This is a genomic window from Bradyrhizobium sp. JYMT SZCCT0428 (assembly GCF_018131075.1).
GTDB lineage: Bacteria > Pseudomonadota > Alphaproteobacteria > Rhizobiales > Xanthobacteraceae > Bradyrhizobium.
Genome location: NZ_JAFCLS010000023.1, coordinates 33,206 through 51,181, shown reverse-complemented (window position 1 = coordinate 51,181; position 17,976 = coordinate 33,206). Strand labels below are relative to the sequence as shown.

General features: G+C 62.5%; 16 protein-coding genes. 10 read left to right on the top strand and 6 right to left on the bottom strand.

Translation table 11 applies throughout. The annotated features are described in order from the left end of the window. The first annotated feature begins 110 nt into the window (after positions 1 to 110). Positions 111 to 1,133, top strand: coding sequence for a methionine synthase (locus JQ575_RS23340; protein WP_212035492.1), 1,023 nt, complete (start codon positions 111 to 113; stop codon positions 1,131 to 1,133). Between the two features lie 103 nt (positions 1,134 to 1,236). Here JQ575_RS23340 and JQ575_RS23335 read toward each other — a convergent pair whose 3' ends face one another. From JQ575_RS23335 to JQ575_RS23320, 4 genes are all read right to left on the bottom strand, one after another. Continuing rightward, positions 1,237 to 1,893 carry a hypothetical protein gene (locus JQ575_RS23335; RefSeq protein WP_212035491.1) on the bottom strand — a complete coding sequence of 219 codons (657 nt, stop codon included), beginning with the start codon at positions 1,891 to 1,893 and terminating at the stop codon, positions 1,237 to 1,239. Positions 1,894 to 1,993: 100 nt separating this feature from the next. Further along, complete coding sequence (gene gpt, locus JQ575_RS23330; protein ID WP_212035490.1) at positions 1,994 to 2,512, bottom strand: xanthine phosphoribosyltransferase; 519 nt, start codon at positions 2,510 to 2,512, stop codon at positions 1,994 to 1,996. Between the two features lie 41 nt (positions 2,513 to 2,553). Beyond that, positions 2,554 to 3,018 (bottom strand): GNAT family N-acetyltransferase, encoded by a 465-nt coding sequence (locus tag JQ575_RS23325; protein WP_212035489.1) that lies wholly within the window; start codon positions 3,016 to 3,018, stop codon positions 2,554 to 2,556. Positions 3,019 to 3,023: 5 nt separating this feature from the next. Then, on the bottom strand, positions 3,024 to 3,761 hold the full coding sequence (locus JQ575_RS23320; RefSeq protein WP_212035488.1) for a molybdopterin-binding protein: 738 nt from the start codon (positions 3,759 to 3,761) through the stop codon (positions 3,024 to 3,026). 222 nt (positions 3,762 to 3,983) lie between these two features. Between JQ575_RS23320 and JQ575_RS23315 the strand changes: the two genes are divergently transcribed. From JQ575_RS23315 to JQ575_RS23305, 3 genes are all read left to right on the top strand, one after another. After that, positions 3,984 to 5,402, top strand: coding sequence for a circularly permuted type 2 ATP-grasp protein (locus JQ575_RS23315; protein WP_212035487.1), 1,419 nt, complete (start codon positions 3,984 to 3,986; stop codon positions 5,400 to 5,402). Between the two features lie 2 nt (positions 5,403 to 5,404). Next, a complete protein-coding gene (locus tag JQ575_RS23310; protein WP_212035486.1) occupies positions 5,405 to 6,349 on the top strand; it encodes an alpha-E domain-containing protein in 945 nt (314 codons plus the stop codon). Between the two features lie 131 nt (positions 6,350 to 6,480). Then, positions 6,481 to 7,320 (top strand): transglutaminase family protein, encoded by an 840-nt coding sequence (locus JQ575_RS23305; RefSeq protein WP_192734060.1) that lies wholly within the window; start codon positions 6,481 to 6,483, stop codon positions 7,318 to 7,320. Between the two features lie 85 nt (positions 7,321 to 7,405). Here JQ575_RS23305 and JQ575_RS23300 read toward each other — a convergent pair whose 3' ends face one another. Then, complete coding sequence (locus JQ575_RS23300; protein WP_249166841.1) at positions 7,406 to 9,016, bottom strand: ABC transporter substrate-binding protein; 1,611 nt, start codon at positions 9,014 to 9,016, stop codon at positions 7,406 to 7,408. 108 nt (positions 9,017 to 9,124) lie between these two features. Here JQ575_RS23300 and JQ575_RS23295 point away from each other — a divergent pair, with 108 nt between their 5' ends. After that, positions 9,125 to 9,937, top strand: a complete 813-nt coding sequence (locus tag JQ575_RS23295; protein WP_212035485.1) for a class I SAM-dependent methyltransferase — start codon at positions 9,125 to 9,127, stop codon at positions 9,935 to 9,937. 133 nt (positions 9,938 to 10,070) lie between these two features. Further along, complete coding sequence (locus JQ575_RS23290) at positions 10,071 to 11,093, top strand: AI-2E family transporter (RefSeq protein WP_212035484.1); 1,023 nt, start codon at positions 10,071 to 10,073, stop codon at positions 11,091 to 11,093. Here JQ575_RS23290 and JQ575_RS23285 read toward each other — a convergent pair. Next, positions 11,090 to 12,883 (bottom strand): metallophosphoesterase, encoded by a 1,794-nt coding sequence (locus JQ575_RS23285; RefSeq protein ID WP_249166840.1) that lies wholly within the window; start codon positions 12,881 to 12,883, stop codon positions 11,090 to 11,092. The two genes, JQ575_RS23290 and JQ575_RS23285, sit on opposite strands and share 4 nt — an antisense overlap. A 1,076-nt stretch (positions 12,884 to 13,959) precedes the next feature. Here JQ575_RS23285 and glsA point away from each other — a divergent pair. The 4 genes from glsA (at position 13,960) to JQ575_RS23265 (ending at position 17,954) form a co-directional block, all read left to right on the top strand. Next, a complete protein-coding gene (gene glsA / locus JQ575_RS23280) occupies positions 13,960 to 14,958 on the top strand; it encodes a glutaminase A (RefSeq protein ID WP_212035483.1) in 999 nt (332 codons plus the stop codon). A gap of 71 nt (positions 14,959 to 15,029) precedes the next feature. Further along, positions 15,030 to 16,682, top strand: coding sequence for an MFS transporter (locus JQ575_RS23275; protein WP_249166839.1), 1,653 nt, complete (start codon positions 15,030 to 15,032; stop codon positions 16,680 to 16,682). Between the two features lie 485 nt (positions 16,683 to 17,167). Next, positions 17,168 to 17,731: an HdeD family acid-resistance protein gene (locus JQ575_RS23270; RefSeq protein ID WP_212035482.1), complete on the top strand. Its 564-nt coding sequence runs from the start codon at positions 17,168 to 17,170 to the stop codon at positions 17,729 to 17,731. 13 nt (positions 17,732 to 17,744) lie between these two features. Next, positions 17,745 to 17,954, top strand: a complete 210-nt coding sequence (locus JQ575_RS23265; protein WP_212035481.1) for a hypothetical protein — start codon at positions 17,745 to 17,747, stop codon at positions 17,952 to 17,954. The last annotated feature ends 22 nt before the right edge of the window (positions 17,955 to 17,976 follow it).

Here is a 17,976-nt window from a genome sequence, read left to right as displayed (position 1 = left end):
GCTGCCGCACCTGCCGGATTATTCCCGGCGAGAACGACTTTTGTTGTTCTGTACGCCGATCATAAGACATGGCAGACAGGCGCTCAATCAGAACCGCCCGGGAGGCTCCCATGCTGTTTCCAACGACGATCGCTGGCTCACTGCCGAAGCCGGAATGGCTGGCCGAGCCGAACACCCTATGGGCGCCCTGGAAATCCAAGGGCGATGAACTCGCCCGCGCCAAGCGCGACGCCACCATGCTGGCCGTGAAACTGCAGGAGGATTCCGGCGTCGATATCGTCACCGAGGGCGAGCAGGCCCGCCAGCATTTTGTCCACGGCTTCCTGGAAAAGGTCGACGGCATCGATTTCGCCCACAAGGTCGAGATGGGCATCCGCAAAGACCGCTACAAGGCGATGGTGCCGCAGGTGGTGGCGCCGCTGACCTTGAGGGGCCGCGTCCACGCCGATGAGGCCCGCGTCGCCCGCGCCCACACCAAGCACAAGCTGAAATTCACTTTGCCCGGCCCGATGACCATCATCGACACGGTGGCCGACGGCCATTATGGCGACCGCGTCAAGATGGCGTTCGCCTTTGCCGAACTGTTGAACGAGGAAGCGCGGGCGCTGCAGGCCGACGGCGTCGACATCATCCAGTTCGACGAGCCCGCCTTCAACGTGTTCATGGACGAGGTTTCGGACTGGGGCATCAAGGCGCTGGAGCGCGCCGCGCAGGGGCTGACCTGCGCCACCGCCGTGCACATCTGCTACGGCTACGGCATCAAGGCCAACACCGACTGGAAGGAAACGCTTGGCAGCGAGTGGCGGCAGTACGAGGAGATTTTCCCGGCGATCGCCAAAAGCTCGATCCAGCAGGTCGCGATCGAGTGCCGCAATTCCAAGGTGCCGCTCGACTTACTGGCGCTGTTGACCGGCAAGATCGTCCAGGCCGGCGTGATCGACGTCGCCAGCGACACGGTCGAGACCGCCGAGGACGTCGTCAAGGTGATCGACGCGGTGTCGAAATTCGTGCCGAAGGCCAACATCGTCGCGACCACCAATTGCGGCATGGCGCCGATGCGCCGGGATATCGCGGAGGCGAAGCTGGCGGCGCTCGGGGCCGGCGCGAAGCTGGCGCGGCAGCGATTGGGGTGAGAGTTTTGATCCGCGCCGATCAAGACACGGCACACTGCGCCCTCTCCCCCCTTGCGGGGGAGAGTTGGAGAGAGGGGTAAGCCACACGCACTGCCGTTGCGGCTTACCCCTCTCCCTGGCCCTCCCCCGCAAGGGGGGAGGGAACGTTTCGTGCACTCGGATGCAACACCGGCCGATACCCGGCACTGATCGCACGCAACGTCGATGGCGGCGTCAGCAGCATCGCGTCCCCGATCGCATCACTGACCTCGCGATATCCCGCCATCGACCATTGCAGCGCCCTTCCCGCCACGATCAAAAAACTTTCCGCTCGCGCCTGCACCATCGCGCCATCGGGCAGCTTCTCCACCGGCAGCGGCAGCGGATGCAGCCGCTTCCGACTCTTATCCAGCCGCTCCCGATGCAGCACGGCATCGATATCGCGCGCGAGGACATTGGCGACACCATTACCCTGTTCCCACGCCGCACGAAAACGGTTGGCGTCGTCGCGGCGGCAGAAGAAACAGGGACGATGGCCGGCCGCGAACGCGGTCGCTTCATCGAGGAAGAACAGTTCGGTCCAGCTCCGCGTGCCCATCACCTTGCGCCGCCATCCCCTGAACTCGCAGACGCAGGTGATCCATGCCGGGCTGGCCCAGCGCTTTTTCAGCAGCGTCTTCGTTGCGGGATCATGGATGATGCCGCGGTTGCCGGTGAACAGGCCGCGGTGCGGATCGGCGACGATGTCGCCCGAGGGCGTGACGCGGTTTTGCAGCGGCATGGAAGTCCAATCGTCATTCCGGGGCGATGCGAAGCATCGAACCCGGAATCTCGAGATTCCGGGTCTGGTCCTTCGGACCATCCCGGAATGACGGCAAGACCTACGCCGCGCCGTCGCGGATCGGCGGCTGGAACGACAGCGCGGTATCCCAGGGAAAGAAGATCCAGGTGTCCTGCGACACTTCGGTAATGAAAGTATCGACCAGCGGCCGGCCCTTCGGCTTGGCGTAGACGGTGGCGAAATGCGCGTCGGGCATCATGTCGCGCACCAAGCGGCCGGTCTTGCCGGTATCGACGAGGTCGTCAACGATGAGCAAGCCCTTGCCGGTCCCGCCGCCGAGTGCGGCGGTATCGGACGAAATGCCCTTCAACACCTTCAGATCGCCCTGCTTGTCGTGGTCGTAGCTCGCAATGCATACGGTATCGATCACGCGCACACCGAGTTCGCGCGCGACGATTGCCGCCGGCACGAGACCACCGCGGGTGATGGCGATGACGGCATGGAACGGCCCGACCTCGTTGAGCCGCCAGGTCAGCGCCCGGCAATCCCGGTGAAACTGGTCCCACGACACCGGAAAGAACTTGTCCGGCGGCGGCGTGATTTTTTCAGGGGTCGTCATGACCTCGCTCCAGAATGATCCGTCACGTTTGATCTCCTCAACTATAGCGACTTTGCCATCTCGCTGGTCGCCGACCAGCCCAGTTGCGCGTACAGCGGCCGACCCATCTTGGTGGCGTGCAGTATCGCGAAAGCCACGCCTCGCCTGGCGAACTCGTGGTCCGCCCGGTCCATCAGCGCTTTGGCAATTCCCCGTTTGCGATGCGATGGCTCGACAAACACGTTGAGCACGTAGCCGCGCCTGTCCTGCGTCGGATGGGAGGGGCCCGGCGGCCACTCGATGGTCATCAGCCCGATTCCGGCGATCGGCTTGCCGTGCTCCTCGACGATATAGCCGAAATACGATCCGTCACCGAGGTGCTTGGCCAGCCAGGGTCGAAAATGCGCGGTCTGACTCGCCAAAATCGCTTCGGTCCTGCCCGGCGCATCGGTTTCGCGGAACATCTGTTCACGGTGCAGGCACACCAGTTCGAGATCGTCGGCGCGGATTGGCCTGGTCGAAATCATCGGTGCTATCGCGGCGTGTTCAAACCCGCCAGCATCTCCTTCACCGCAGCCATTGCGGCGGCGAGCTTGTCGGGATCGCGCGAGCGGACCACAAGATTGGTGTTCGGCTTCTTGTCCTCGTCCTGGAACGGATAGCTGCCGATGATGGTGTCGGGGTGCGCATTGGCGATCGCCCGCAAGGGGCCGCCGATGTCGCCTTCCCGCGCATTCGCCCGGACCGAATCCGACAGCATCCGCACGCCCGATTTCAGCTTCGGCGCGACGATGTCCATCATCGCCTGCATGATCGTGGGAATACCGGCCATCACGATGACGTTGCCGAGCTTGAACCCGGGCGCCAGGATGGTCGCGCTCTGGATCAGTTCGGCGCCGTCGGGGACGCGGGCCATGCGCAAGCGCGCTTCGTTCAGATCCTGTTCGGTCCAGCGCTCGCGGAATCGGGCCACCACCTCGGGGTGATGATCGATGCCGACGCCGAACGCCTTGGCGACGCTGTCGGCGGTGATGTCGTCATGGGTCGGCCCGATGCCACCGGTGGTAAAGACGTAATCGTAGCGCTTTCGCAGTGCATCAAGGGCGGCGATGATGTCGGCCTCCTCGTCGGCAACGACGCGGACTTCCTTGAGGTCGATCCCGATATTGGTCAGGTACTCGGCAATAAAGCCGATGTTCTTGTCCTTGGTCCGGCCGGACAGGATCTCGTCACCAATGACCAGAATACCCGCTGTGACGATCTCACTCATTTCCTCTTCCTCACCCTGTCCCCAGACCATGCGCATCCAACGCCTTGAAGTCACGGGGCTTTGCTGCCGAAATAAGCACCCGGCAGCCGGTTTTTCAGGCAGCACGGGGAAACAACCCATACCAAATGCCCCAGCCCATGCATATCGCGCTGGCCCGGCCCTTGCTACCATCCCGTGAAGTCATGCACTGTGTCGCATGGCTTCGAAAGATAGTCAGGATTTATGGCAGTCGCGTTTGATGAAATGAATGGCCCCGGCGGGGACCTCCGGCCCGCCTACCAGGAACTCTCCCGCTGGTTGAAGGAGACGCCTCCGGACGCCCTTGAATATCGCCGCCAGGAAGCGGAGCTGTTGTTCCGCCGGATCGGCATCACCTTCGCCGTTTATGGCGACGCCGAAGCCCAGGAACGGCTGATCCCCTTCGACGTGATCCCCCGGATCATGTCGTCCAAGGAATGGACGCTGCTGGAAAAGGGCCTGAAGCAGCGGGTCCGCGCCCTCAATATGTTCCTGCGCGACATCTATCACGGCCGCGACATCCTGCGCGCCAACGTCATCCCCGACGATCTGATCTTCCAGAACCCGGTCTTCCGCCCCGAGATGAACGGCCAGGACGTCCCCCACGACGTCTACGTCCATATCGCCGGGATCGATATCGTCCGGGTCGACGCCGACAATTTCATCGTGCTGGAGGACAATGCGCGTACCCCATCCGGCGTGTCCTACATGCTGGAAAACCGCGAAATCATGATGCGGCTGTTTCCGGACCTGTTCGCCCGACACCGCGTCGCACCGGTGGAAAAATACCCCGACGAACTGCTGTCGGCGCTGCGCTCGGTGGCGCCGCTCTCCGCGTCCGCCGAGCCTGTGGTCGCGCTGATGACGCCCGGCGTCTACAATTCAGCCTATTACGAACACTCGTTCCTGGCCGACAAGCTCGGCATCGAGCTGGTCGAGGGCCGCGACCTCATCGTCAAGAACGACGAAGTGTTCATGCGCACCACCGAGGGCCTCAAACGCGTCGACGTGATCTACCGCCGCGTCGACGACGACTTCCTGGATCCCCTGACCTTCCGCCCGGATTCCGCGCTCGGCGTGCCCGGGCTGATGTCGGCCTATGCGGCCGGCAACGTCACGCTGGCCAACGCGGTCGGCACCGGCATCGCCGATGACAAGGCGGTCTATTCCTATATGCCGGACATCGTGAAATTCTATCTCGGCGAAGAGCCGATCCTGAAGAACGTCCCGACCTGGCGCTGCCGCGAGCCAAAGGACCTCGCCTACGTGCTCGACAATCTCGGGGATCTCGTGGTCAAGGAAGTGCACGGCTCCGGCGGCTACGGCATGCTGATCGGCCCCGCCGCCACCAAGGCGACGATCGAGGCGTTCCGCGACAAGCTCAAGCGTGAGCCGGAGGGTTTTATCGCCCAGCCGACGCTGGCGCTGTCGACCTGCCCGACCTGCACCGCGTCGGGCCTCGCGCCGCGCCATGTCGACCTCCGGCCGTTCGTGCTGACCGGGCGCGACCACGTCACCATCGTGCCGGGCGGGCTGACCCGTGTGGCGCTGAAGGAAGGCTCCCTGGTGGTCAATTCGAGCCAGGGCGGCGGCACCAAGGACACCTGGATTCTGGACGAATAGAGATGCTGTCGCGCACCGCCGAAAACCTGTACTGGCTGGCCCGCTACGTCGAGCGTGCGGAGTATCTCGCGCGCACCATCGACGCGACCTTGCGCGTCACCGCCCTTCCCGCCGCTTATATCGGCAAGACCAATGAGTGGGATTCCGCGTTGTTGACCGCCGGCGTCAGCGCCAGCTTCTACGAGGCCTATGAGGAAGCCAACGAACAGAACGTGGTCGAGTACCTGGCGTTCTCGCCGTCCAACCCCTCCTCGATCAAGAATTGCATCGAGGCAGCGCGGCTCAATTCCCGCTCGGTACGCACCGCGTTGACCTCAGAGATGTGGGACACCATCAACTCGGCCTGGATCGAGTTGCAGGAGGTCTGGGGTAAAGGCACGTCGAGCCGGGAAGAGCTGGCGAGATTTTTGCGCTTCGTGCAGGAGACCTCGCTTCGCTTTGACGGCTCCGCCTACCGGACCATGCTGCGCAACGATGCCTACTGGTTCTCGCGGCTGGGATTGCATCTGGAGCGCGCCGACAACACCGCCCGCATTCTCGACGTGAAATATCACGTGCTGCTGCCCGAGGAGGAACATGTCGGCGGCCCACTGGATTATTACCAGTGGACCTCGATCCTGCGCTCGGTGTCGGCGCTGACGGCCTATCACTGGGTCTACCGCGAGACGCTGAAACCTTGGCTGATCGCTGATTTGCTGATCCTCAACGACACGCTGCCGCGCTCGCTGGCGAGCTGCTACAGCAATCTGGTGCGGAACCTCGACCAGATCGGCGTCGCCTATGGCCGCCAGGGCGCCTCCCAGCGCCACGCCCGCGGCGTCCGCAACCGGCTTGAACACAGCCATATGGACGATATCTTCCAGCATGGCGTCCATGAATTCATCCAGGAATTCATTGCTGATAACGCAAGGCTGGGTGAGATCATCACGAAGCAGTATCTGATTTGATACATTGTTCGTCGTGCCCGGGCTTGACCCGGGCATCCATCAGGAATTGATGGTCCTCCTGAGAAGATGGATGGCCGGGTCAAGCCCGGCCATGACGAGCACAAAACTCCAGCTACGTTTTCGGTACCACCATGCGCCTGCGAATTGCCCATACCACCAGCTATCGCTACGAGCCCCCGGCCTCGGGCGTGATCCAGATCCTGCGGATGACGCCCGGCAGCCATGACGGGCAGTACGTCGCCGAGTGGCAGATCGACGTCTCCACCGATTCCCGGCTCGACATGCACCAGGACGCGTTCGGCAATGTCACGCATGTACTGACTCACGGGCCGCTCGCCGACCTCACCATCAATGTCGAGGGCCTGATCGAGACCCACGACACCGGCGGCGTGCTGCGCGGCACCGACGAGCGTTTTCCGCCGAGCCTGTTCCTGCGCTCCACCGCGCTCACCGAAGTCAATCCGGCGATGGCGACCTTTGCCCGCGAGATGCGTTCGGAATCCGGTGACGACGTGCTCGGCTTCCTGCATGCGCTGATGGTGCAGATCAACGAGCACATGACGTTCGACGAAGACCCAACCAACAGCGGCACCTCGGCGGCGGAGGCCTTCGCGCTGAAGCGCGGCGTGTGCCAGGACTACGCGCATATCTTCATCGCCTGCGCGCGCTCGGGCGGCGTGCCGGCGAGGTTCGTCTCCGGGCATTTCCTGCGCTCCGACGGCACCGTCAACCAGCAGGCCGGCCACGCCTGGGCGGAAGCCTTCGTGCCTGATTTGGGCTGGGTCGGTTTCGATGCGGCCAATGGCATCTGCACGACGGACGCCCACGCGCGCATCGCCATCGGCCTCGACTATCTCGGCGCGGCCCCCGTCCGCGGCACCCGCTATGGCGGCGGCAACGAGACGCTGACGGTTGCGGTCAAGGTCGAACAGGCCGGCGGCCGGCAGGGGCAGTGGCAGAGTCAGTCGTAGAAGGGCTCCGTCATTCCGGGATGGTGCGCAAGCACCAGACCTCAGGTGCGCAATTGCGCATCGGGGAATGACAGCTATATCGCCGTCACTTGTCCAGCCACACATCCTCAAACCGCAGATTGTTGTACTGGCTGTTGTCGTGCGGCTTGAAGTTCTTCACATGGGGCTGCCAGCAATTGCCGGCCGATGAGTGCAGGATGATCGGGCGCGCGGCGTCGTCGACCAGGATGCGCTCGATATCCCAGACGATCTTCCTGCGCTTTTCCTTGTCGAGTTCGCGCGACTGCGCCGCCAGCAGCTTGTCGACCTCGGCATTGCAGTACTGGGTATAGTTGCGCTCGGACTTGCAGGAATAGTTCTCGACGATGTTGCCGTCGGGATCGTCGACGCTGACGCCGGTGACGTTCAGTCCGATCGTAAAGTCCTTTTTCGCCAGCCGCGCATACCATCGCGGCGTATCGAGGATGTCGAGTTCGCCGACGATGTAAATCTTCTTGAGCTGGTCGGCCAGGATCACCGCGGGGTCGCGGTAGGTCGGCAGGTTCCGGGTCTGAATCTTGATCGGCAGCGGTTTGGCGTCGCTGTAGCCGAGCTTCTGCATGATCGCCTGCGCTTCCGCGACGTTCCTGGCGATGTCAGGGCCATAGCCCATCAGCGACGACACCATTTCCGGAGACATGCCCCATTCCCCCTCGGGCTTGGCCAGCATCGCCCCGCCCAGCCGCGCGTTGCCTTCCATCAGGATCGTGTTGAAGGCCTTGCGGTCGAGCGCCAGCGACATCGCCTTGCGAATGTCGGGATTATCGAACGGCGGGTTGACGCGATTGACCAGCAGATTGATCTGGGTGCCGGTGCCGGTCATCTCGCAGATCGCGTTCGGTGCCCGCGCCTTGATGTCCTTCAGCAGGGGAACGCTGACATCGGAGGGAAAGGTGATGTCGTAGTCGCCGGTCGAGAATGCCAGCATCCGCGTGGCGCGGTTGTCGATCGTGCGCACCGTGATCTCGTCGAGATAGGGACGGTCCTTCTTGAAGTAATCCGGATTGCGCACGACGTGCATGGACTCGCCGCGTTTGAATTCGACAAACTTGAACGGTCCGGTGCCGATCGGCTTGCTCCGCATCACAGCCTGCGGCACGTGACAGGGATAAACGGCTGAAAACGCGCTCGCCAGCAGCACCGGCAGGCTCGGCTGCGGCTCGCTCAGTTCGAACGTCGCCTCATGGTCGCCATTGATGCTGACGTCCTGCAGCTTGGTGTACCAGACCTTGCGCGGGTTGCGCCTGAAATCCTGCGTTTCAGTCTTGCCGATCAGCATTCGCCAGGTGCATTGCACGTCTTTCGCCGTGAAGGGTTGGCCGTCGTGCCACTTCACGCCCTGCCGCAGCTTGAAGGTCAGCTTGGTGTTGGTCGCGTCCCAGGACCAGCTTTCGGCCAGATCAGGGATCACGGTCTCCATGCTCTCATGCGGCTTGGCCGGGTCGAACACGACCAGATTGTTGAACACCGCCGCAAACGGCAGCACCGAGGCGATGGTCGCCTCTTCCAGGAGTGACGTCGAGGGCGGATTGTCGTTGTGATAGAGCCGGAGCGTGCCGCCTTTTTTCTGCGCGGCGGCGGGACTTGCGGCGCATAGCGCAATGCACAAGAGAAGCGGGGAAGCAAATTTCAACCTGCCGGAGCAATTGGCGCGCAATTCCGCCTCCCAGAATGTTTTCTTTTTTCGTTAGAGCTGCCAAAATCTATAGGACCGCGAAACAAGACTGCCAAGCAAAACTACCAGATGCAACGCAGGAGGCGCGCGATGTCGGAAATCGACAAAGTGTTCGCAGGCTCGATTCCGGAAAACTATGATCGCCACATGGTTCCGTTGATCTTCGCGAGCTACGCGCGGGACATGTCAGAACGCGTCGCCGCATTGGCGCCGAAGTCCGTGCTGGAAACCGCGGCCGGCAGCGGCGTGGTCACGCGCGCACTGGCGCCAATGCTGTCGCCCGATGCCAGATACGTCGTCACCGACCTCAATCAGCCCATGCTGGATTATGCGAAATCAAGACAGGGCGCGGACAGCCGCATCATCTGGCAAAAGGCGGATGCACAGGCATTGCCGTTCGAGGACGCCGCGTTCGATCTCGTCTGCTGCCAGTTCGGCGTCATGTTTCTTCCCGATCGCCCGTCCGGCTACCGCGAAGCCCGCCGGGTTCTGAGGCCAGGCGGAAGTTTCCTGTTCAACGCCTGGGATCGCATCGAAGAGAACGTCTTCGCAAGCGATGTCACCGACGCGCTTGCGACGTTCTTTCCAAACGACCCTCCCCGCTTCATGGCCCGTACGCCCCACGGCTATCACGACACTGCACTGATCCGCAGCGATCTGGCGAAAGCCGGCTTCACCGACGTGACGATCGAGACAAGGGAAGCGCAAAGCCGCGCCCCCTCTGCCCAGCATGTCGCGCTGGCCTATTGCCAGGGAACCCCGCTGCGCAACGAGATCGAAGCGCGGGGGCCGGATCGGCTCGAGGCGGCGACCGACCATGCGGCGTCGGTCATCACTATCAGGCACGGCAGCGGCGAGATATCGGCCAAGATCCAGGCCCATATCATCCTCGCCCGGATCTAGCCTTCCCGATCCGGATTCAAGGCCTCGTTTCACCCCACCCGGTGCATGCCACCCCCTTGGATAATTGGGATTGGATGCCTTCTCTGAAATTCGCTACTAGTTGCCCGCCGGTAATAAGCCTAGCAGGCGTCGCATGAAGTTCGCGGTCGGAATCATCGCAGTGGTGCTGCTGGCGGCCGCTTTCAGGCAGGCGAGCGCGGTGTTCGCGCCTTTGGCGCTGGCGCTTTTCATCATCGCGATCGTCTGGCCGCTGCAGAGCCGGCTGCAGGCGAAAATACCAAAACTGCTGGCATTGGCGCTCACCATCGTCGTCACGATCGTGGTCTGTCTCGCTTTCGCCTCGCTCGCGGCCTGGGGCTTTGGGCGGGTCGGACGATCCCTGATGGCCGATACGGTGCGCTATCAGGTGCTTTACGGCGCCATGGTGACGTGGCTCGACGGCCATGGCGTCTCGGTCGCTGGCTTGTGGGCCGAGCATTTCAACGTCGCGTGGCTGATGCGCGCAACGCAGCTCGTCACCGGCCGTGTCAACACCACACTCAGCTTCTGGGTGATCGCACTTGTCTATGTCGTACTGGGACTTCTGGAAGTAGAGGACGCAAGACGGCGGGTCGAAACGTTCGGCAAGCCCGATGTTGCGCGCGTGCTGCTGGACGGAAGTAGCGCGACCGCGGCCAAATTCCGGAAATTCCTCCTGGTTCGGACGCAGATGAGCGCCATCACCGGCCTGCTCGTCGGTCTGTTCGCCTGGATCACCGGATTGCCGTTCGCGCTGGAGTGGGGCGTGATCGCCTTCGCCCTCAACTACATTCCCTTTATCGGGCCCTTCATCGCAACGCTGTTTCCCACTTTGCTGGCGATGACGCAATTTGAGAGCTGGCAAGCCGTTCTTGCCCTCTTCGCGTGCCTCAACATCATCCAGTTCGTGGTCGGCAGTTATATTGAGCCACGCGTTGCCGGCAGCATGCTTTCGATATCGCCTTTGGTGGTGTTGTTCGCGATCTTTTTCTGGACCTTTCAATGGGGCCTGTTCGGAACCTTTATCGGCGTGCCGATCGCACTGGCGATCCTCACCTTCTGTGCCCAGCATCCCTCAAGCCGCTGGGTAGCCGATCTGCTCGGCGGATCGAAACAATTAAGGGTCGACAAAAGCTAACCGCCGGTCTCGCCGGCAATCTCGACGCGCTGTGGCGGGAGCAGACAGAGCTGCCCGCTTGCACCAGCGGCCAGCGTATGGATCAGAAAATGCGTCGGTTTTGCGTCAGGCCCACCCATGACAGGCGACGGAGCAGAGATGATCTTCAGCGCACCGCAGGCGCCAATCCAGTCGATATGACGATGGCCGTGCATGACCACGGCCCGCTTCGCGAAAGGCTTGAGTTTGCGAACAAACCAGCTGCCATTGACAAGCGCGGTTCCAATACGTTCGGAAAAATTCGCAACCGGCATCGGATATTCGATCAGATGATGATGCAACGCGACGATCCATTGCGCACGGGGAAAACGACCCAGCACCGCCGCGAGCCGGCGCATCTGTTCTACGGAAACCAATCCGAGCGCATTGGTGAAAGAAAAATGCGTATCGGCGTTGGAGTTCAGGATCAGGACGCCTAATCCGTCTTCCCGATCGGGTGGCAACAGCATCGGAAACAGGTCGTCGAACAGCCCGACCAGCCCGGCAGCGCGGCGGAGGCCGCCGCGTTCGGCGAAGGCGGCGATCCGCTTTCGATGCGACGCCAGCGCCACGTTGAGGGTGGCAGCCGGCTTTCCCGCGTCGTCGACGACATGCACGCGTTCACCCTGCACCGCTGCGATTGCCGACAACGTCCGCATCTGCCGCAGCCGCTTGCCGGGGCTGAACGGCAAATCGAGCCGGGCCGGATTGGCGCGGTCGACGATGTTCACATCGTGATTGCCGGGCAACATGACCATGAGAGCCGCGAGGTCACGATGCAGCGCCACCACGTCGAGGAATTCGGCCCATTCCGTCGCGCGGCCGGCGTCGGTCATGTCGCCGGTCACAAGGATGAGGTCGAGCGGGTCGGCGGCGTGGATCGCCGCAAGACGGACCATCAGCCGCGCAAGGCGTTGGTTACCGCGCGGGCCGCCACGTCCGCTCTCGATGCGAAAGCCATACCGCTCGCCGATCACGTGAAGGTCCGACAGATGCGCGACACGCCAGGTCCGGCAACCGGACGGCGCGTCGTCGAATCCGGGAAGATCGAGCGGCTGATCCATGCTGGCATCCGCAAAGCCCCAGACCAGCGACGCAAACGCGAGATAACCCGACACCAGTATGACGGCATTGGCCAATGTCGGAACGATCAGCCGGTGCAGAAGCACAAGGTCCGGCACCGAACCGATCCACCGCGAGAACGGCCAAACGAGAATCGCGATTGCCGCCGCACACAGGCAGAGCACAATGCCGGCGCCGGCAGAGCTCGCCGCGCGCAGCCGTGCCCGCCCTGCCGCGTCGGCGTTCCTGCCGAACACCAGCTCCGCCAGGTGCCGTAGCGCCTCGCGGCCAAACGCGTAGCCGGGCTGGACGGCGAGCGCATTGAGCGACCAGAAATTTGTCTCAGCGGCCCGAAACAGCGGCCGCCAACCGAACCATCCGAGCGCGACGACCGCGACCAGCAGCAGCGCCGCGCCGATCCCGGTCAGTTCCAGAGCATGTTCGGACACGGAGGAGAACCAGGCCGTCGCGATCAGCGGCGCGAGACCGAGCAGCACCGCCGGCAACAGCAGCGAGACGGTCCAGGCGAACAGGAGTTTCGGCAGACTGATTTCAACCAGCAGACTGCCGGCGATCGCCAGCAGCGATCTCTGTCCGGGGCTGGAGGCGTCATCCTCGATATCGCCCTGGCGGGGATCGACCAGCGAGCCGCCCTGAGCGGGAGTTGAATCAGGTTCCGCGGTCGGCCGCGTCATGATCGGAGCGCGCATCTTGCATCCGCGATAGGAGTGCCTGCTGCTTAACCGACGCTACCAGCGTCTCGGCGGAATACCAGTGCGCATCCGCTCCCCCAGCGCCGCTGCCCTGCCTCGCGGCACTCATGCCAGTTCGGCATTCCGCTCGCCAAACTTCGACGGGTATGCGCTTTGTGCCGCCGGATCGCGTAATTTGTCACAAACTTTTGTAGCAAAGCACACACGCCGCAAACCCTTCCATGCGGTTGCACAGCTAACATTGAGTGCTGGCGATCAAGTCCCGTATTACAAATTGCAGGGGAGACTTGCTATGCGCGCAAAGCTTATCGGCACAGTGGCAGTTGCTGCAACCGCTTGTCTGGTCATGTTAAGCGGAAATGCCCAGGCAGAGATATTGATCACGACCGCCTCTATATCGCGAGGCGAGCTGGTTATCGCCGGACGGGTCAGGCGACCGCGCGACCCCAAGGTGGAGATCAAGATTAGTCCGACCAAAACGGTGCAGGTTGAGAGCACATCGACGGGCGGTTTCAGGTGGGTTGGTGCAGAATTTCCCTCTACCTGTATCGTGAAGATCACGTCCGGGCCGGATACCAGAGACGTGGTGATAGAGAACTGCGGCCTTCCCGGACCTGCCGGGCCGCCCGGTCCAGCAGGTCCTCCAGGGCCGGTCGGACCGAGGGGAAACTAGGAGATTCCGTGCGCGTTGGATTTGGGTCTTGAGGACTTCATCCCGCAGAAGAGGCTCATAGAGGCGGAACAAGCAATTCCAGTTTCGGGTGGATTCGCTGCGGCACGGGCGCAGCGCGACTTAATTGGCGGCTCCCGGCATATGCAGTTCGTGCCATCGCGCTGCACGGATTTGCCACAACTTTTCATGACGAAGCACACGTTGCGCAAACCAGTGCGTCAGGTTGTATGCTTGACTCCGTGCACTTACGAGCGCTTGTTTGTCGGGCCGAATAAAAAGAGCTGACAAGATCCCACGTGATCGGTTGCTCGATGATCAACAAACGTTATGAGCAACGAACGATGCCGATGCCCCGGCGCCCACGAGCAGGATCGTACAAACAGGATTGAGGAGGAGTCCCATGGACTCGCCATCGATCACGGCACAAGCCGAGCGGCCATACATTTCGACAGGGCATCTGCCTGAACCCGAGATGGTACAGGAACTCGTGTCCGAAGCGCAGCGGCGCTTTAAGTCGAACACCGACGGCCAAAACTCGCAAGTCTATCCGGCGCTGGCCAGAATCCCCAGCGATCTGTTCGGTGTCTGCGTCGTCGGCACCAGCGGACGCGTCTATGCCGCCGGGGATACCGACTACGAATTCTCGATCATGAGCGTGTCGAAGCCGTTCGTGTTCGCGCTGGTATGCGAGACGATCGGGCCGGAAGAAGCGCGCGCCAAGCTCGGAGCAAACGCCACTGGCCTTGCTTTCAACTCCCTCGCCGCCATCGAGCACGGCGGCGGCCGGACCAATCCGATGGTCAATGCGGGCGCCATTGCAACGACGAGCCTTGCGCCTGGCACGACCGCGGATGAAAAATGGCAATTCATCCATGACGGACTGTCGCGTTTCGCGGGCCGAAAGCTGCCGCTGAATGACGAGGTCTACGCCTCGGCGTCGGATACCAACTTCCGCAACCGCAGCATTGCCCGCCTGCTGCAGAGTTTTGATCGGATCTACTGCGACGCAAAGGAAGCGACCGACCTCTATACCAGGCAGTGCTCGCTGAATGTCAGCGCCCGGGACCTCGCGGTCATGGGCGCAACGCTGGCTGACGGCGGCGTCAACCCCGTCACCAAAAAACGCGTGGTCGATCCGGCTGTCTGTCATTACGCGCTGGCGGTGATGATCACCGCCGGACTGTACGAGACTTCGGGCGATTGGCTTTACGACATCGGCCTGCCCGGAAAGAGCGGAATCGGTGGCGGCATCGTCGCCGTTTCCCCGGGTAAAGGCGGCTTCGGAACCTTCGCACCCCCGCTCGACGCCGCAGGCAACAGCGTCAAGGGACAGCTCGCCGCAAAATTCCTGTCGCAGAGGCTGGGAATGGATCTGTTCGTGTCGCAACCGGAAGAATGAAGCAATGCCACAGGGATTGGGACGGGCCGTAAGACCCGACCGATCCGGAACCGAGCAAGCCGGAGAACGCCATGGCAACGCACTCGATTTCAATCGGCGACATCCGCGAAGATGCGCAGGCGTCGTGGGTGCCGATGATCGCCATTGCGTTCGGCCAGATGATCATGTCCTTCAACGTCGCTTCACTGCCGGTCGCGATGGGGGGCATGGTGCAGAGCTTCGGCGTCCCGCCGACGACCGTCGCGACCGGCATCGTGGCCTATTCGATGCTGGTGGCCGGCTTCGTGATGCTGGGCGCGAAACTCGCCCAGCGGTTCGGCGCCGCTCAGGTCTTCCGCGCCGCTGTCGTCCTGTTCTGTGCCGCGCAGATATTGATGACATTCAGCCCCACCGCGACCCTGATGATCACGGCCCAGGCGCTCTGCGGCGCGGCAGGCGCCGTGATCGTGCCGTCGCTGGTGGCGCTGATCGCCGAGAATTATTCCGGGCGCCAACAGGCGACCGCCGTGGGCGCGCTTGGTTCGGCGCGTGCCGCTGCCGGCCTGCTGGCGTTCATCATTGGCGGCGTCCTCGGCACATATATCGGCTGGCGTCCGGCGTTCGGAATCCTGATCGCCGCCTCCGCCTTTGTTTTCGTTTTGAGCTTCCGCCTCAGGCCCGACCACGGACGGCCTGACGTCCAGATCGACATCACCGGCGTCGTTCTGGCGGCAACAGCCATCATCCTCATCAGTTTCGGCTTCAATAATCTGAACGGCTGGGGCCTGGCGCTGGCAACGCCCAATGCGCCGTTCAACCTGCTTGGCCTTTCGCCTGCGCCGGTCATGATCGTTCTGGGTATCGTACTCGGCCAGGCCTTTCTGATCTGGACGCATCGGCGCCAGGCGGCCGGGAAGACGCCGCTGCTCGCCCTCGAGGTGATCGACTCGCCGCAGGAGCGCGCGGCGGTCTACGGGCTGTTTGCCGTGGTCGCGCTGGAGGCGGCGCTTAACTTTTCCGTGCCGTTGTACATTCAGATCGTACAGGGCCGCTCGCCTCTCGCGACCGCGATCGCGATGATGCCGTTCAATCTCACGGTGTTCTTCACGGCGATGCTGATCGTCAACGTCTACGACAAACTGACGCCCCGCCAGATCGGCCGCTATGGTTTTGGGCTTTGCACGATTGCACTGGTGTGGCTCGCGTTCGTGGTGCGGAACGACTGGAGCGAGATTCCCGTGCTGTTCGGCCTCGTCCTGTTCGGTATCGGCCAGGGTTCGCTGGTCACGCTGCTGTTCAACGTACTGGTCACCGCCTCGCCCAAGTCGCTGGCAGGCGACGTCGGATCGGCGCGCGGCACCACGCAGAATCTCGCCGCGGCAGTCGGAACAGCCGTCGCCGGCGCGCTGCTTGTCGGCCTCTTGAGCACAATCGCCGTCAGCAGCATCGCCGCAAATCCGGTACTGCCGAAGGAACTGCAGAGCCAGGTCGATCTCAACAACATCACGTTCGTCAGCAACGAGCGCCTGCGGAGCGTGATGGAGAACACGACCGCCACGCCGCAGCAGGTGCAGGAAGCGGTGCGCGTGAACACGGAGGCGCGGCTGCGCGCGCTGAAGATCGGCCTGCTCATCATGGCCGGCCTCGCCTTGCTCGCGGTTTTCCCGGCCGGAAAGCTCCCGAACTACCTGCCGGGAGAAATCCCAAGTGACGACCCCGCGATCGAAGGCTCGAAATCGACCTGATCCCCAATTGCGAGACGTGTGTTTCTCCGCGGAGAAAAAAAATATCAAGGCGTTGGTCAAAGGAGTGAACCCAATGGATGCAATCGAGCGTCGCAGCGTGTTACGGGGCATTCTGTGTGTGGCCGCAGCCGCGGGTTTGGCCGCAAGTTCGCTGCCGGCCGTGGTCGAGGCCATGCCCCTCGCGCCCCAGAAAGATCTTGGCAAAGACCTTGGCAGCAAGGATTCCGGCAGCAAGGAGGATGATCTCACGGTACGGGTTCAGGCCACCACCCGCCGGCCGCCCCCGCGTCCTGAAGCTCGTCCGCCGCGACGGCGCCCAATCCATCGTCGCCGCCGGCGCCGTTGGGTCTGTTATTGGCACCGCGGGCGCCGCGTTTGTGGCTGGCGATGGATATAGCCAATTTCAGAATGCTGACGCGAGCCGCGAGCGGCCGGCACTGCGCCGCTCATTCGATCGAACGGGCTCCGAACCCGAGGAGGACGACATGACCACTTACGACGGTAGTTCACGCTTGCGCGCCGATGGTTTGTCCGCGCCACCATTTTGGATCTGCGTCCTCCTTGGATTGGTGATGATCGCCGCAGGAATCCTGGTGTTGGGTGACGTCGTTCTCGTGACCGTTATCAGCACGATGTTCATCGGCTGGGTCTCGATCATCGCGGGCGCCTTCGAAGTGATCCACGCGTTCTGGACCAAGGGATGGGGCGGCTTCATATGGCAGGTGCTGCTGGGCATCCTGTACATCGCCTTCGGCGCGGTGCTGGTTAGTCAGCCGGTCGCCAGCGCCTTGATCCTCACCTACGTCCTCGGACTGCTGCTGCTGATATCCGGCATCGTTCGAATTCTGCTGGGCTTCGGCCACTGGAAAGATGCGGGCTGGATCATGCTGTTGTCCGGCGCCTTCGGCGTTCTGGCCGGCCTCGTCATTTTGACGGGATTCCCGATGACGGGTCTCTGGGTGCTCGGATTTGTCCTCGGCGTCGACCTGATATCTCACGGCATCGCGTGGCTGGCTTATGCGTGGTGGCCGTCGGCGAAAACGGCATAAGGGAGTGGTCGCTATGGTTGCACGTACTGACGAAGGGTCCGTTTTTCTCGCGAAAAAGCTCGGCGGTCTGATTCTAATCGTGCTGGGATGCTTGTTGCTGGTCGCAGGCATGAACCTCGAATCAACGGGGGTATCACTTCTTGGCGCTTTATCTCTGATTGCCGGCGTGATCTTCTGGGTTCTCAAGATCGTCAGGCGCAACGAGAACAGTCAGATCCGGTAACCAGATCAATAACAGGTCACGC

Coding starts and splice junctions, on each gene's coding strand:
- JQ575_RS23340 (WP_212035492.1), top strand. CDS start 111: ATGCTGTTTCCAACGACGATCGCTGGCTCACTGCCGAAGCCGGAATGG.
- JQ575_RS23335 (WP_212035491.1), bottom strand. CDS start 1,893: ATGCCGCTGCAAAACCGCGTCACGCCCTCGGGCGACATCGTCGCCGAT.
- gpt (WP_212035490.1), bottom strand. CDS start 2,512: ATGACGACCCCTGAAAAAATCACGCCGCCGCCGGACAAGTTCTTTCCG.
- JQ575_RS23325 (WP_212035489.1), bottom strand. CDS start 3,018: ATGATTTCGACCAGGCCAATCCGCGCCGACGATCTCGAACTGGTGTGC.
- JQ575_RS23320 (WP_212035488.1), bottom strand. CDS start 3,761: ATGAGTGAGATCGTCACAGCGGGTATTCTGGTCATTGGTGACGAGATC.
- JQ575_RS23315 (WP_212035487.1), top strand. CDS start 3,984: ATGGCAGTCGCGTTTGATGAAATGAATGGCCCCGGCGGGGACCTCCGG.
- JQ575_RS23310 (WP_212035486.1), top strand. CDS start 5,405: ATGCTGTCGCGCACCGCCGAAAACCTGTACTGGCTGGCCCGCTACGTC.
- JQ575_RS23305 (WP_192734060.1), top strand. CDS start 6,481: ATGCGCCTGCGAATTGCCCATACCACCAGCTATCGCTACGAGCCCCCG.
- JQ575_RS23295 (WP_212035485.1), top strand. CDS start 9,125: ATGTCGGAAATCGACAAAGTGTTCGCAGGCTCGATTCCGGAAAACTAT.
- JQ575_RS23290 (WP_212035484.1), top strand. CDS start 10,071: ATGAAGTTCGCGGTCGGAATCATCGCAGTGGTGCTGCTGGCGGCCGCT.
- JQ575_RS23285 (WP_249166840.1), bottom strand. CDS start 12,883: ATGCGCGCTCCGATCATGACGCGGCCGACCGCGGAACCTGATTCAACT.
- glsA (WP_212035483.1), top strand. CDS start 13,960: ATGGACTCGCCATCGATCACGGCACAAGCCGAGCGGCCATACATTTCG.
- JQ575_RS23275 (WP_249166839.1), top strand. CDS start 15,030: ATGGCAACGCACTCGATTTCAATCGGCGACATCCGCGAAGATGCGCAG.
- JQ575_RS23270 (WP_212035482.1), top strand. CDS start 17,168: ATGACCACTTACGACGGTAGTTCACGCTTGCGCGCCGATGGTTTGTCC.
- JQ575_RS23265 (WP_212035481.1), top strand. CDS start 17,745: ATGGTTGCACGTACTGACGAAGGGTCCGTTTTTCTCGCGAAAAAGCTC.